This window comes from Bacillus sp. COPE52 (genome assembly GCF_003355115.1).
Taxonomy (GTDB): Bacteria; Bacillota; Bacilli; order Bacillales; family Bacillaceae_G; genus Bacillus_A; species Bacillus_A toyonensis.
The window spans coordinates 3,027,892-3,042,378 of sequence record NZ_CP031292.1; the positions used below are offsets into that span (position 1 = coordinate 3,027,892).

General features: G+C 35.0%; 10 protein-coding genes and 1 pseudogene. 4 read left to right on the plus strand and 7 right to left on the minus strand.

What is annotated here, in order from left to right; all coding sequences use genetic code 11:
- Positions 1–99: 99 nt before the first annotated feature.
- From DPQ31_RS15190 to DPQ31_RS15200, 4 genes and pseudogenes are all read right to left on the minus strand, one after another.
- On the minus strand, positions 100–2,487 hold the full coding sequence (locus DPQ31_RS15190) for an immune inhibitor A domain-containing protein (RefSeq protein WP_000728984.1): 2,388 nt from the start codon (positions 2,485–2,487) through the stop codon (positions 100–102).
- A gap of 341 nt (positions 2,488–2,828) precedes the next feature.
- Complete coding sequence (gene ppsA, locus DPQ31_RS15195) at positions 2,829–5,432, minus strand: phosphoenolpyruvate synthase (protein WP_208730603.1); 2,604 nt, start codon at positions 5,430–5,432, stop codon at positions 2,829–2,831.
- Positions 5,433–5,864: 432 nt separating this feature from the next.
- Positions 5,865–6,251, minus strand: a complete 387-nt coding sequence (locus tag DPQ31_RS29855; RefSeq protein WP_395935035.1) for an LPXTG cell wall anchor domain-containing protein — start codon at positions 6,249–6,251, stop codon at positions 5,865–5,867.
- Positions 6,248–7,940: pseudogene (locus DPQ31_RS15200) on the minus strand (leucine-rich repeat domain-containing protein); the annotation flags it as partial. The pseudogene DPQ31_RS15200 and the gene DPQ31_RS29855, both read right to left, overlap by 4 nt.
- Positions 7,941–8,439: 499 nt before the next feature.
- Between DPQ31_RS15200 and DPQ31_RS15205 the strand changes: the two are divergent.
- Entirely contained in the window at positions 8,440–9,297 is an 858-nt protein-coding gene (locus DPQ31_RS15205) for an MBL fold metallo-hydrolase (RefSeq protein ID WP_208730605.1), read from the plus strand.
- A 623-nt stretch (positions 9,298–9,920) separates the two neighbouring features.
- Here DPQ31_RS15205 and DPQ31_RS15210 read toward each other — a convergent pair.
- Positions 9,921–10,133: an alpha/beta-type small acid-soluble spore protein gene (locus DPQ31_RS15210; RefSeq protein ID WP_000069658.1), complete on the minus strand. Its 213-nt coding sequence runs from the start codon at positions 10,131–10,133 to the stop codon at positions 9,921–9,923.
- 274 nt (positions 10,134–10,407) lie between these two features.
- Between DPQ31_RS15210 and DPQ31_RS15215 the strand changes: the two genes are divergently transcribed.
- On the plus strand, positions 10,408–10,890 hold the full coding sequence (locus tag DPQ31_RS15215; RefSeq protein ID WP_208730606.1) for a YndM family protein: 483 nt from the start codon (positions 10,408–10,410) through the stop codon (positions 10,888–10,890).
- Between the two features lie 33 nt (positions 10,891–10,923).
- Here the strand turns inward: DPQ31_RS15215 and DPQ31_RS15220 are convergent, their stop codons facing one another.
- Positions 10,924–11,439 (minus strand): DUF3231 family protein, encoded by a 516-nt coding sequence (locus DPQ31_RS15220; RefSeq protein ID WP_000512128.1) that lies wholly within the window; start codon positions 11,437–11,439, stop codon positions 10,924–10,926.
- Positions 11,440–11,732: 293 nt separating this feature from the next.
- Positions 11,733–11,945, minus strand: a complete 213-nt coding sequence (gene sasP, locus DPQ31_RS15225) for a small acid-soluble spore protein, SasP family (protein WP_000002839.1) — start codon at positions 11,943–11,945, stop codon at positions 11,733–11,735.
- Between the two features lie 256 nt (positions 11,946–12,201).
- On the opposite strand from sasP, the gene DPQ31_RS15230 reads away from it, so the two are divergent.
- Positions 12,202–13,335 (plus strand): zinc-dependent alcohol dehydrogenase, encoded by a 1,134-nt coding sequence (locus tag DPQ31_RS15230; RefSeq protein ID WP_208730607.1) that lies wholly within the window; start codon positions 12,202–12,204, stop codon positions 13,333–13,335.
- A 234-nt stretch (positions 13,336–13,569) separates the two neighbouring features.
- Positions 13,570–14,424, plus strand: coding sequence for a manganese catalase family protein (locus DPQ31_RS15235; protein WP_208730608.1), 855 nt, complete (start codon positions 13,570–13,572; stop codon positions 14,422–14,424).
- Positions 14,425–14,487 lie beyond the last annotated feature (63 nt).

Below are 14,487 nucleotides of genomic sequence, written 5' to 3' on the forward strand. Positions count from 1 at the left end.
TATTTTAATCAATCTGGACATCAACTAATTGCTTAATGAAATTTATGTTTCTATGAAAAAAGCTGTTGAAAGGAATCCCCTTCAACAGCTTCTCCATTATTAACGATATAAACGAACTGCACCTGCAGAATTATCATCTGCTTGTCCAACTACTTCAAATTTCAATCCAAACTTCGGTAATTTACGTCCTGCATCTGGGATTAAATCATTTATATACAATTTAGAATCATCAAACTTCGTTACACCTGGTAATCCTTTGTAATCATATGTTCCGCGTGTTGGAGATACAACTTTCCATGCTGGCGTCTGGTTAAAGGAGAATGCAGCATCTGCGATTTGGTATCGTGTACTACCTTGAACAGTTGGTTTGCCGTTTAGCGTTCCAACAATTGCCTCTGGGTGAGAGTCAACAACCCCTAAGAAACCTTCGCCTGGATGAATACCAACCCAATTATCTGTAAAGCTAGAGTCTGCATACCATACAACAAGACCTGTATTATACGGTACACCGCTGCTATATTTTAATGCTTGGTCAGCACCAGCGTAGTTTCTCCACTCTAAATAGTAGTTATGTTTCTTCTTATCAAAACCGTTTGCTACAACGAAACCATTTAATTTTAATTTCGATTCGCCTTCTGCATCATCAGAGAAGACAACATTTCCATCTACAGTTAATGTAGCGTTATCAAAAGTAAAACCGTTCGGTGCTAAGCCACCATCTGTAATGTATTCAAATACTAGTTTTACTTTTTGACCTTTAAATTTGCTTAAGTCATATGACTTATCTACCCATTTACCATCCGTTGTATCTAGACCATTTTTCACATTCTTTTCGCCAATTCGATCGACTAACGTTTTCTTATTATCCTCTGTTACTGCATATACTTCAAGGAAGTCATAATCTGTTTCAATTTCATACAATGACTTGTAATCAAACTTCGCCAGTGTTGCATTTGTTAAATCAAACACTGGTGTTTCTAATGTTGTATGAAGATTATCGCCTTTTGTACTATAGTAATATTTCTTACCGAATGCAGGCTGAATGCCTTTCACTTCTTTATCTGGTAAGTTAACGCGAATTAGACCCGGACGAGCTGATTTCGTTACACTTTGGTCTAAGTACGTTGCAAAACCGATACCACGATTTAATTTATCATAGTCTACCTCTACAATATTTGCCCAGTTTCCACCCATGTTCTTTTGAAAGAACTCTTTGTTTTGCGGAGAGAAACTCGGTGGCGTTGTACCTGCAATTTTACCAGCCCAGCTGCCGCCGCTCATAACAGACCAAGAGTTAATTGGCTCCCCTGCTCCTGAATACTTCGTATCATACTCATCCGGAAGGCCTAAATCATGACCAAATTCATGTGCGAATACACCAACTGCTCCGTCTTCTGGCTCAATTGTGTAATCGTACGCTGCCATTTTACCGCCCCAGTTATCAACTTTTGCTTTTGTTCCTTCAATTGGATATGGTGTTCCAAGGTGCCAACGATGCGACCAAATTGCATCATCACCTAGTCTACCACCGCCTCCATCTTGCCCAACTCCAGCGTGAATGACCATTAAGTGATCAATCAGACCATCTGGTTCATTTTTATTGCCATCACCATTATTGTCATATTGATCGTATTCGTCAAATTCAGATAAATCAATACCACTTTCTACAGCCGCATTTAATGCTTCTTTTACAAAATCACGAGGTCCTTTTGGTCCTTTATTATCATGGCCGCCATCTCCTGCATCTGCGCCATAATCTGCCGCATTACCAGGAACTGTCAACCACTTTGTTACTGTGCCATCTACTGTATAACTACCACCAGATTGCTCTTCATAATATTGTTTAAATGTTGGTACTTTTGAACCATCAAAGAGTGTAAATGGCTCATTACCAAATAACATTTTTTGATAATGTTCTGGATTAAAATCATTTGAATACATATAACCTGGTACTTGATCAATATTGTTATGCTTAAAGTCAGCAAACTCCACCAACAATACAAGCACTTTATCTTTACGGACATCACCATTATATTGTTTTTGCTTCGCTGAAGTAGTTGGTACTTTGCCGTTTAATCCCCCTTTAACCGGCTCTTGTCCAACTACCGGGCCACTAGCAGGTTGATCAGCTTTTTCTTTCGCATCTGCTTTTGCATCTTTCACTTTTTTCAAAAAGTCAAACGCTTCTCTCGAGACACTATCCCCTGTTGCTGGTTCTTTCCCAGCATTTTCGCCTTTTTTCTTCTCTACGTATTTTTCAACAGCTTTTAATGTGTCTTCTTTCGACGCAGAATTATTAATTACACCGCGTTTCTTGAGCGCATCTGCTAGACGGTCCTCTTGAATTAAATTTTCATCAATTGGACTTAAAGATCCTACATTAGACGGCGTTGCCGCATAAACAGATTGACTACCTACCCCAAATGTGCAACTAAGCACTGCTGCCGCCGCAAGCGTAGACAGCACTTTAAAAGGCTTTTTCTTCATCCCTATTCCTCCCCAATATTAAATACGTTATAACGCTTATATAATAATGAAAATTCAGACAATTTACAATATGTTGTCTGAATTTGTAATATTTTTGAAAATATTCTTTGTTTTAGATTGATGTACATTCTAATTCATCAATGTTCATGGTTGCTTCTTGCATGTGAATGAGTATCGTAGCATGTATGTCTCCTTCTACGACAGGGGCATTCAAAGAAATCCAATTCATATGCTCATTTTTATTTTAATTTTCAGTTTCAGATGGGTGATAGCAGCAAGCTTAAAATCATAAAAAAATCGTCCGCTATATTTAGTGGACGATTTTTTTATTTAAAATATAACTACACTATCTCAATATACCCTTCTGTTCCATGTACCCGAATTCGTTGCCCGTCTTTTATTCGTTTCGTAGCATTCTCTACCCCGACGACTGCTGGTAATCCATATTCACGCGCAATCACTGCCCCGTGTGTCATGAGTCCGCCAACTTCCGTAACTAACCCTTTTATAGACACAAACAATGGCGTCCAGCCAGGATCAGTAAATGCCGTAACTAATATATCTCCATCTTCTAAACTTGCATCTTCCATGTTTAAAATAACACGAGCTCTCCCTTCTACCACTCCAGAAGAAACAGGCAAACCTACTATTGCTTCGATAGGGAGATTTTCTCGTTTATATTTACCTATAATAATTTCACCATCAGAAGTAATAACACGCGGAGGCGTTAGTTTTTCATATAATTTGTACTCATTTTTTCGTTTATGAATAACCTTATAATCCAGTTTATTCGTGCGGACGACTTCGTGAAGTTCTTCAAAAGTAAGATAGTATATATCTTCTATTTCAGTAATAACGTTATTTCGCACGAGTTGCTCGGCTTCTTTTAGTAATGCCTGCTTATATATGAAATAGCGATTAATCATTCCGTATTTTGGGTATTCACGATAGCCAGCGAAATTCCGAATTATACTGATCATTCGCTTCGTCTCTTCTACTTTTTGTTTGCCATCTGCTAAATACTGCAATTTGTCTAATAACTCTTCTTCTCTTTTTAAAGCCTCCTGCAGCCCTTCTTCAAACTTCCGCTTACTAGCACCAGCTTCAAAATCTCTTATATTATTTAAAATCATCGGGATAATTGTAGTTGGTTTTTCACTCCAGCGCGTTTTCGTAATATCGATTTCGCCGCTGCATCTCATTCCGTATTTATTTAGAAACGCCCCGATTGCATCTCGAACTTTTTCCCCGTCTTTAAACTGAACTAGTTCATCTAAAAAGCTGTCATCTTCTATATGCTGTAAATACGCAATGACTTCTGGATACGGACGAATCACATCTGCGACATCCAATAATGCTAAACCCATTTCTGAAGTAATATTATTTTGTACAGATTGAGAAAGTGTGTCTGCTGCATTTTTTTCTCCTAGCCATTGCTCCATCTTTTCATTGATCCATGATAAAGCATTCATACCTGCCATAATGACAGCCATACTTTGCGGGTGAAATAATATTTTCTTTAATTGCTGAATATCTTCTAAAATAAAATCAAGTACATCTGATCCTGATTTCGTTTGAATACTTTGTTTTAACTCTTCTATCGATGCTTGACTGTTCTTGATTAAATCCGTAACGATTGCTGGGTCGTTTTCGATTTGTGGTTGCGAGCTTGCAGGTGGCATACTTTTACCAAGACTTTTTTCTTCTTCATCCGGTAACAATTTAATAAAATTATCTCGCTCTATTACAGTCATTAATGCATCTTTAATAAGCGGCTCTGATTCTCCTATTGTATTTAATAAAAATTCTCTACTAGCAGGTGAGGCCAATCTTTGTGCAACATCAACAAACAGCCTTCCCCCAGCTTGAAACCTCGGTCCAAAGGATGTTAACTGGAATAAAGACATTCCTAATGGCTTCAAAGGATCCGTCATCATTTGCTGGTGACCGACCGATACATACACATGATTTTCCTGATCATTCGCTTCTGGAATTGGATACAAAGTCGTTATCGGCCTACTTTGAACAATATAAAATGTATCATCAACTAAACACCATTCAATATCTTGCGGACAACCAAAATAAGCCTCAATCTGTCTTCCGATGCGTGCTAGTTGTAAAATTTGTTGTTCAATAAGTGTTTGAACTTTTTGCTGATTAGGAGCAATTTTCTTTGTCTCTGTTCCGCCTTCTTTTCGTCCATAGATGGCTAATTTTTTCGTTGCGATGACCTTTTCGACGATTTCGTCTTCTTTTACCTTATAATTATCGGCAGAAACCAATCCAGATACTAGCGCCTCGCCAAGTCCAAAGCTGGCATCGATTGATAACACCTTCCTATTAGAAGTAATCGGATCCGCAGTAAATAAAATCCCTGAAGCCACAGGGAAAACCATTTTTTGAACGACAACACATATAGAAACTTGATTATGATCAAAGCCGTTTTGCATTCGGTATATAACCGCTCGATCTGTAAATAAAGAAGCCCAACACTTTCTTACATGCTGCAAAACCGCTTCTTTTCCGATGATATTTAAATACGTATCTTGCTGACCAGCAAACGAGGCATACGGTAAATCTTCAGCAGTAGCACTAGAACGCACTGCATATGCATGTTCATTTCCAAAACGCGAGAGATAATGAGCTACTGATTCCACTACATCAACTGGAATTTCCACTGCCATAATGGCTTCTCTAATTTTCTTACTAATTTCACTAATTTGATCTCGGTCCTCAATTTTTAGTACGGCTAGTTGATCCAACAAATTATGAAACACTTCAGTTTGTTCGATGGCCTTTTCATACCCTACTGTTGTAACACAAAATCCTTCTGGCACTTGTATACCTTGAATGTTTGATAACTCCCCTAAATTCAATCCTTTTCCACCAACGAGAAAAAGCTGCGTTTTTTCTATTTCCTGAAAATCGAGAACGAAAGAACTCATTTAACATCTCTCCTTACTAGTCATGTGTTCTTGATTTTAGCAGTAGTAAATAAGAATAAACAGTCTATTTCGAACGTTAATTACATGATATAATTAAGTTAGGAAGAGATATAGAAAATAAAAATGGATTCACCTAAGCTGACTTACTATTATTGATTTAAGAAGCTTCTTATTAAAATATAAAGTTACTAAAAGAAAAAAGACAATCCAGACAGATTGATAATGTAAAAATATCTATTGAAATAAAAATAAGAACAGCCTTCTTCGTTGAATGGCTGTTCTTATTTTTGTTACCATTATTAAAAATTCAGGATAACACATCTAATTTTGCTCAAAGAAAGAATCCTATATTTAGGCTAATCCCTTCAAATAACTGTGTCGCACAGTTTACTTCGATTTTTCAATTCATTAGTTAGCAAAAAGGTTTTTATTTTAGTTAACTCTCTTTAACCTTCTATATAAATAAGCTCCTATCAACATTAATCCCCCACCAAAAACGGATAACCAATTCGTATCATGTCCTGTAGCAGGTAATATCTGTTCCTTCTTAACAATTTGTTTATTCAATGCGTTATTTTTAGTAATTTGCGAATTCACTCGATCTATTCCTTCTCCTTTTGGATCTGTCACTTCACTTTTTCGATCTGTCACTTCTCCTTTTGGTTCTGTCACTTCTCCTTTTGGTTCTGTCACTTCTCCTTTTGGTTCTGTCACTTCTCCTTTTGGTTCTGTCACTTCTCCTTTTGGTTCTGTCACTTCTCCTTTTGGTTCTGTCACTTCTCCTTTTGGTTCTGTCACTTCTCCTGATACTTTATCCACAACCTTTTGTATTACTGTACCAGTGTAAAAGATGCCTGTATCAGCAAATGGATCTTTTACTCCAAACTCATATGCTTTCTCACCTAACGTATTCCATGTAATTACACCATTATTGTAAGTGCCGCCATCACTTTTTAAACGGATTTTTGTAGAGATTTCACCGTCTTTTTCATAAATAGGTACTTTCACTTCTTTATGTACTTCTACGTCCTCTAAAAAGACTTTTTGATTTTGAATATTAATGTATGCTTGCTTACTTAATTCGATAACAGGTCTAACGTCACGAATTTCATTCGCTACAAGGCTTAAAAACGTTAGTTTTTTCAACTGACTAATTGGTGATAAATCAGAAATATAATTTGCCTCTAAATCAAGTTTTTGCAAGTTTACTAAATTTGATAATGGAGTAATATCCTTTAACTCATTATTAGGTACATCTAATACTTTAAGATGAGTCATTTTAGTAAGTGGTGTCACGTCTTCAATTTGATTTTTCCCAATCCATAATTCATCTAATTGATTCAATTGGTCAATGCCCGATACATCTTTAACCTTATTACGCGTTAATACTAAATCTTTTAAAGGTAATGCATATAACGGTGTAATATCTTCAACTTGATTACCCGCTAAAGTTAAGTATGTTACATTTTTTAACGAGCTTAATGGAGCAACGTTCGTAATTTTATTATTTGCTAAATTCAAGTAATCTAGTTGTCCCATTTTTGCTAATGCTGTTACATCTTCAATTTGATTGCCTGCTACATATAAACTTTTCACATTCTTCATTTCAGTTAGTGGTGCAACGTTCGTAATTTTATTATTACTTAAATCAAGAGATTCTAAATTATCCATTTTAATAAGCGGTGTTACATCTACAATTTCATTACCGCGCAAAGCTAAATGGTTCAATTGTTTTAAGTTCGCAAAGAACGACGGATCTGTTATCTTTGCATTAGCAACTGTTAAGGACTTTAAATTAGGCATATATTTCAATCCACTATAGTCGAGAATCTCATTCGTATTTAAAAATAAGTTTTTTACTTGTAATAACTCTTCTTTCGTAATTGGTGTATGTAAATCTTTTCTATTAAATACTTTTTTATTAACAAGTTCCCTTAATTTTTTGTCCGTTATCATATTTTGACTATCAATTTGATGATCTGTTTCCTTATCACCTGCATTAGAATTATCATCTGGTTTCTCAGTTTCTTTGTTATTTGCTGTCGAATCTGAAATTTCAAATTGAACTTGATATTTATGATCATATCCAATAGCAGGAATGAGAATATGCATTTGCATATTATATCTCTTCGAAAATTCTCCTATTTCAAACTGAACTACTTTCGTCCCATTTTTCCTCTTATCTTCTGACAATACTTTCACATCGTGAAATACACCTGGTTGATTTCTATCTTCTATTCTAAGATATTGGAAATAATCGCTATCTTGTACTGTTGCAGTAACAACTTTTTTCCCATTTTCAATCTTAACTTTGGGATCTTTTATGTATTGAGACACCATGGATGGCTCATCTTTTTGATCTTTATATATTTTGATTTCAACATTATATACACGATCTGTTACCATAACTCCTGCTTTATTTTCTGCTATTTTTTCTGCTGCTTGCACTGGGCTAGAATAAACAGCAAAAGGAATAGCTAATGTTGTAGCTACTACTAACGCTCTCATATTATGTTTTTTCAAAGCAATATCTCCCTTTATACAAATAAATTATCTCTCAAATAAATGATAGTGATTTTCATTATCATTGTCAATGAGATCTTTTCTTTTTATTTCTTGAAGTCCACACTCTTAATCGTATAACATACATTACTTTGTTCTAAAGCATTCGATGAGTTATTTCATTCCAGCCTTAATTTTTTCATAATTAGCCTCGGCGCATGCCAAAATTTTTCCTTCCGTTATAAAAATGCCGTTATCTTTTATTTTAGTGGAATTGATTATGGCTTTCCTCAAAAAATAGTAGCAACTGCGACTTTAAAATCAATACACTTTTAGTTTTACTTTATATAAGGTGATATATATTTGTTAAAGTCTCTCCTCTTATTCTAAAACCAAAATAATTGACTTTTGTAACACTAAATCCCTTTTACCAAATCCCCACAAATGGATTTTCAAAATTAGGGAACTATAATGTGGTATTAAAATAACTTTAGGGGGATAACAAGTGGATAATGAAATGAATTATGGAAGTGATTACAAGTTTATTCCGGCAACTTCAATTGGAAGTGGTCATGGCATCGAGGTATTACCTGATTTATTTTGTTACACTACTCAAATCGTCAACATCTGCTTATTCGGAAGTCCGCAAGCAAATGATTTTGTTTTAGTAGATGCTGGAATGCCTAAATCTGCAGATGAAATTATCTCTGTCGCTGAAGATCGCTTTGGTGCAAATAGCCGCCCAAAAGCAATTATTTTAACTCATGGACATTTTGATCATGTTGGAGGAATAATTGAACTCGTCAAACATTGGGATGTTCCAGTCTATGCTCATCAAATGGAGATACCGTTCCTGACTGGGCAACAAAGCTACCCTGAACCAGATCCTACAGTTGAAGGTGGTATGATAGCGAAAATATCCCCTCTGTTCCCTAACGAACCAATCGATTTAGGGAATAACGTAAAAACGCTACCTGCTGATGGAACTGTTCCATATATGCCAGGGTTTAAATGGATTCATACACCAGGTCATACCCCCGGGCATATTTCGTTATTCCGCGAAAAAGACCGAATTTTAATTGCTGGCGATGCTTTTGTTACAGTGAAACAGGAATATCTATATAAGGTAATTACTCAGGAACAGGAAATAAGCGGTCCGCCTCGTTATTTAACAACAGACTGGAAAGCTGCTAAAGAATCCGTCATTAAATTAGAAGAATTAAAGCCTCTGGTCGCTGTTACTGGACATGGGCTACCGATGTCAGGTGAAGTGCTATCAACAAACCTCAAAACACTCGTTCAAGAATTTGATAAAATTGCTGTACCTGATTACGGAAAATATGTGGACCGAAAGATGTATTAAACAAAGAAATATTTTGTATACTTTTCACATTCAAGAACTAAAATGTAATAAAAAATCAAAATCTTGTTCTTTGAAAAATTGCAACCTGTATATAGATGTTGACTCATCCTACCTTTGTGAATAAAACTCGATAATCTACAAATAATATCCGTAGTATAATCTGCTTCTTACCCAGGTTGTACTTCTTACCAGTAAAGAGCGGTCATTATAAATAACTGCTCTTTTTTAATTTTTTTACATAAAATTAGTTTCTTTATTCATACTATATTTAACCCATGAAATGGTTATACTCCTTAAATTCATGGATGTAACTTTCTCATTGCAGTTAGCTTTTGCTAACTGCTTTTTATTTATAATTCTTAAAACTTATACAACACTATATATCTTTAACCATGTACTAAAATTCATTTTTTTAAATGAGCTTCTAGTTTCATAAAAAATTTAATCCTCTTCAGTTAAATATTTAAGGCATCATAGCTAAAAGTAGTACCTATATAAATAAGATTTCAGATTTTCAAATTTTAATATTTTATAGTTGTAAATATTAAATATAAATTGAAAAAGAAATGTATGAAAAAGGAGAGGCCATATGCCTCTCCTCTATATCCATTCAACATATAAAATTAACGAGTAACCCCACCGCCAAGTTGTTGCTCAGCTAATGATACTAGACGTTTTGTAATTTCACCACCGACAGATCCGTTTGCACGAGCTGTTGCATCTGCACCAAGTTGTACACCAAATTCTTGAGCAATCTCATATTTCATTTGATCAAGAGCTTGTTCAGCACCACGTACTAATAATTGATTGTTGCTTCCACTATTATTGTTTGACATGTTAATTCACCTCCTTCTTTCTTTAATATGTTAAATTACATGCCAAAATATATATCTAATTAACTGGTAATTATGACCACGTATTCGAAGGTATAATTCATGCACTTTTATCCAAAAATAGTAGTGTGTAGGAGACCGAAATGCAACATACGTGCCATGGGATATCATAAATATGCCTCCATCACAAAATGAAACGGGTTACGCTATATAAAAGCATAACCCGTTTTCAATGAAATATTTTATTCTATATACCTTTAAACAATGGAGGAAAATGATGAAACATATTGTTGCTTTATTAATTAAATATACAGCTATAACTGCAGTATTATTAATCATACTCGGTATTTTTCAAGATATTTCAATTCCTAGAATATTACTGATTTCTCTTCTTCTTACAGGAGCTGCCTATTTAATTGGAGATCTCTTTATTTTACCTAAATACGGAAATATGATTGCCACCATTGCAGATTTTGGCTTAACCTTCTTTGGAATTTGGTTGCTAACATCGTTGTTTACTGATTTAGATTCCACTCGTAACATTGGATTTTCTTCATTTATAGTCGCTTTAATTATTGGCGGAATAGAAGTTTTTTTCCACATTTATATGCAGAAGTTAGTACTGCATAAAGACAATGAATTAAGAGAACATAATCCTATTCACCATGATAAATATGCTATGGAGATGTCAGATGAATATATAAATTCTTCCACAATAAATAAATCCAAACTTGAGGATAAATCTGGTAAACAAAAATAAAAAGTGGCGTTGGCCACTTTTTATTTTTGTTTATTAAGCTTGATCAGAATTTCTTACATGTAATGGCGGTGGAACTACCCAGCCTTTTTTCTTACTTAAACGTAGCAACGTTACACCTGCCTGCGCTTTTTTCATATGGAATTGTCCGAATAGCATGCCTACATCTTCTCGAAGACATTTTCCCATTACTTGACTACATGTCACAAGGCCAGCTGCTAACCCTGTAGAAACAGCAGCTGCAATTTCAACATCATTAATACGTGCTCCCGGAGGAATGTCTTCAATAGATGCAACTGGTCGTTCTGGAGGAGCAGGCGGTAAAGCGACCCCATTAACTTTTAAAAGCGCCTTTAATTCTTCTATTTCCGAATTCATATCATTTTCAATTAGGCTTTCTAAAAACTTCTTCAAGTCTTCATCACCTGTATGATTCATAAATACTTGATGACTTGCAATGGCACCTTGTGCAGCAAGAAGATAGCTCCAAATGTCAAATACCTCTCCGTAATGTAAAGGCTCATTTTGAGGATTTCCACTTAATATACCCATTTTTAAATTCCTCCCTTTCGAAAATATCATAATGAATATTGATTTCAATATTGAAATCAAATTTTTAAGTATGCTTTTTCCTGCAAAAGATTTTCTACTATGCATGGAAAACACCTTTCCAACACTGCGTGTTTATTGTTTAGGAAAGTAGTTTACAAATAAAATACCCAAAGATTATGAAAGAAAATTATCGATAATCTTTGAGTGAGAATCCACTTACTATAAGGGTTTATTTTTTATAAATATACAAAAGAAATTGATTTAAAGATTTGCTATATTTTTCACTAATTCACTTAGCGGTTAGCTCTACCACCAAGTTGTTGTTCAGCCATTGCTACTAAACGTTTTGTAATTTCACCACCAACAGATCCATTTGAACGAGCTGTTGCATCTGCACCAAGTTGTACACCAAACTCTTGTGCAATTTCATATTTCATTTGATCAAGAGCTTGTTCAGCTCCTCGTACTAATAATTCATTACGACTTCCACTATTATTGTTTGCCATATTGTTTCACCTCCGATGTTTTTAATATGCTACGAACTATGAAATAATAGTTATCCTTTTTATGGAAAGTAGATTATGTATAAATGTTGATTTTCTTCTTAAAATAGGACAAAAGACTTAAGAAAGAAAAGCTGCTATATAACGTACTTTCATAACAACACTAGGTATAGACCTCCGTTTAATAAAGATTTCTGTTTTGCCAAAGGATAAATATACAGTATGTTTTGAGAAATGATTCAAAAGGAGATATGAAATTATGAAAGCTGTGACCTATCAAGGGCCAAACCAAGTACAGGTTAAACAAGTTGATGATGCAAAATTAGAAAAAAAAGATGATATTATTGTAAAAATTACTTCAACCGCTATTTGTGGTTCTGATTTACATTTATATCAAGGTAACATGCCTTTACCTCCAGGATACATTATCGGCCATGAACCAATGGGAATCGTTGAAGAGGTCGGGCCAGATGTCACTAAAGTGAAAAAAGGCGATCGTGTTGTGATTCCCTTTAACGTTGCTTGTGGACATTGTTTCTATTGCCAACATGAAATGGAAAGCCAATGTGACAACTCCAATCCTCATTATGATTCTGGTGGATACTTTGGTTATACAGAAAAATTTGGTAACCATCCTGGTGGACAAGCTGAATATTTAAAAGTTCCTTTTGGAAATTTCACTCCATTTGTTATACCAGAATCCTGCGAACTTGAAGATGAATCCCTACTGTTTTTATCAGATGTTTTACCAACAGCCTATTGGAGTGTAATAAATGCAGGTGTCAAGCGAGGTGATACTGTTATCGTCCTCGGTTGTGGACCTGTTGGATTAATGACACAAAAATTTGCTTGGATGCAAGGCGCTAAGCGCGTAATCGCAGTCGATTACTTAGATTACCGAATAAATTATGCAAAAAAGATTAACAATGTTGAGGTGTTTGAGTTTACAAAATTTCCTGATATGGGAGAACATTTAAAGGAAATTACACATGGTGGTGCCGATGTAGTCATTGATTGCGTAGGAATGGATGGAAAAAAATCACCTTTAGAGTTTTTGGAACAAAAATTAAAATTACAAGGTGGAACCCTCGGCCCTATTCAAATCGCTACGAAAGCAGTAAGAAAATATGGAACGGTTCAAATGACAGGCGTTTATGGTGGCAACTATAATGCATTTCCACTCGGTGCATTTTGGGTTAGAAATATTAATCTTAAAATGGGACAAGCACCTGTCATTCATTTTATGCCAGAACTATATGAAAAAATAACAAATAAAGAATTTGATCCAAAAGAGATTATTACACACAAAATTCCCCTTGAAGAAGCGAGCTATGGTTATCAGATTTTTAATAATCGTGAAGATGATTGTATTAAAGTCATTCTGAAGCCTTGAAGCTACAATTCATGATTCTTAATGAAAAGATAAGATTACATTTCGTAATCTTATCTTTTTTTATTAAATGCTAAGTATCTATCCCCCATTTTCATCTTACATCAAAAATAGTTATTTCCAAAAAACTTTGTATTTTGAGGTAATACTTTATTGGTAAAAAAATGAATTACAGTATTAAGTAACCAACTAACGGACACGATAACAATGTTAACTAACCTAAAAGAGGTGTACTTCATGTTTTATTATAAGGAAGAACTGATTAATATTATCAAGCCGGACAAGCCAGATCCAGCTGCCGCAAAAGTTTTACAAGAAATATTAGGTGGGCATTATGGCGAAATGCGTACAATGATGCAATACTTCTTCCAAAGCTCAAATTTTAGAGGTAAAGAGAAGCAATATCGTGATTTACTTCGAGGTGTTTTTTTAGAGGAAATAAGCCATGTAGAACTTGTACAACATACAATTAATCAACTATTAACTGGATCTGGTGAACCTACGCCAGGAAATGCTGGTGTTGACAACGCACCACTTGACGAAGCGGTTAAACATGCAAATCCTCACCACTTTATTGTAGGTGCTCAAAGTTCATTGCCTGTTGATGCAGCTGGCAACCCATGGAATGGATCTTGGGTATATAGTCATGGAAACTTAATTAGCGATTTACTAGATAATGTCGTACTTGAATCTACAGGTGTACTTCAAAAGACTAGAATTTATGAAATGAGTTCAAATCAAACTTTTAGAGAGACACTTGCATTTTTAATTGTACGTGATAATGCACATCAAAACGCCTTTGCAAAAGCATTAGAGACATTGGGTGTTGAGTGGGGGAAACTTTTCCCTGTGCCGAACTATGATATTAATAAGTACCCAGAGTGCAGAAAGTATGTAGATATGGGATTTCATAATGCACAATTTAATTTTAGATTAGATCCAACAAGAATGGGAGAAATTTTCCAAGGTGAATCACCAAGTAGAAACAAAGGAACATTAACAGTAACTGACCCACCAAAAGGTTTTCCTGTACCAGAACTTCCTGAAATGCCAAATGAGCATAGTCCCGGATTAAAAGATATGGATCTTTAAGATAATTATGACCAATTATTTATCAATGGTTGGTCATAACCCTTTACATAGCTTCAAGTAAAC

Bases quoted from the DNA above. Each gene is read 5' to 3' on its own strand.
- DPQ31_RS15235 (WP_208730608.1), top strand. From the start codon at position 13,570: ATGTTTTATTATAAGGAAGAACTGATTAATATTATCAAGCCGGACAAG.
- DPQ31_RS15215 (WP_208730606.1), top strand. From the start codon at position 10,408: ATGAAACATATTGTTGCTTTATTAATTAAATATACAGCTATAACTGCA.
- sasP (WP_000002839.1), bottom strand. From the start codon at position 11,945: ATGGCAAACAATAATAGTGGAAGTCGTAATGAATTATTAGTACGAGGA.
- DPQ31_RS15220 (WP_000512128.1), bottom strand. From the start codon at position 11,439: ATGGGTATATTAAGTGGAAATCCTCAAAATGAGCCTTTACATTACGGA.
- DPQ31_RS15230 (WP_208730607.1), top strand. From the start codon at position 12,202: ATGAAAGCTGTGACCTATCAAGGGCCAAACCAAGTACAGGTTAAACAA.
- DPQ31_RS15210 (WP_000069658.1), bottom strand. From the start codon at position 10,133: ATGTCAAACAATAATAGTGGAAGCAACAATCAATTATTAGTACGTGGT.
- ppsA (WP_208730603.1), bottom strand. From the start codon at position 5,432: ATGAGTTCTTTCGTTCTCGATTTTCAGGAAATAGAAAAAACGCAGCTT.
- DPQ31_RS15190 (WP_000728984.1), bottom strand. From the start codon at position 2,487: ATGAAGAAAAAGCCTTTTAAAGTGCTGTCTACGCTTGCGGCGGCAGCA.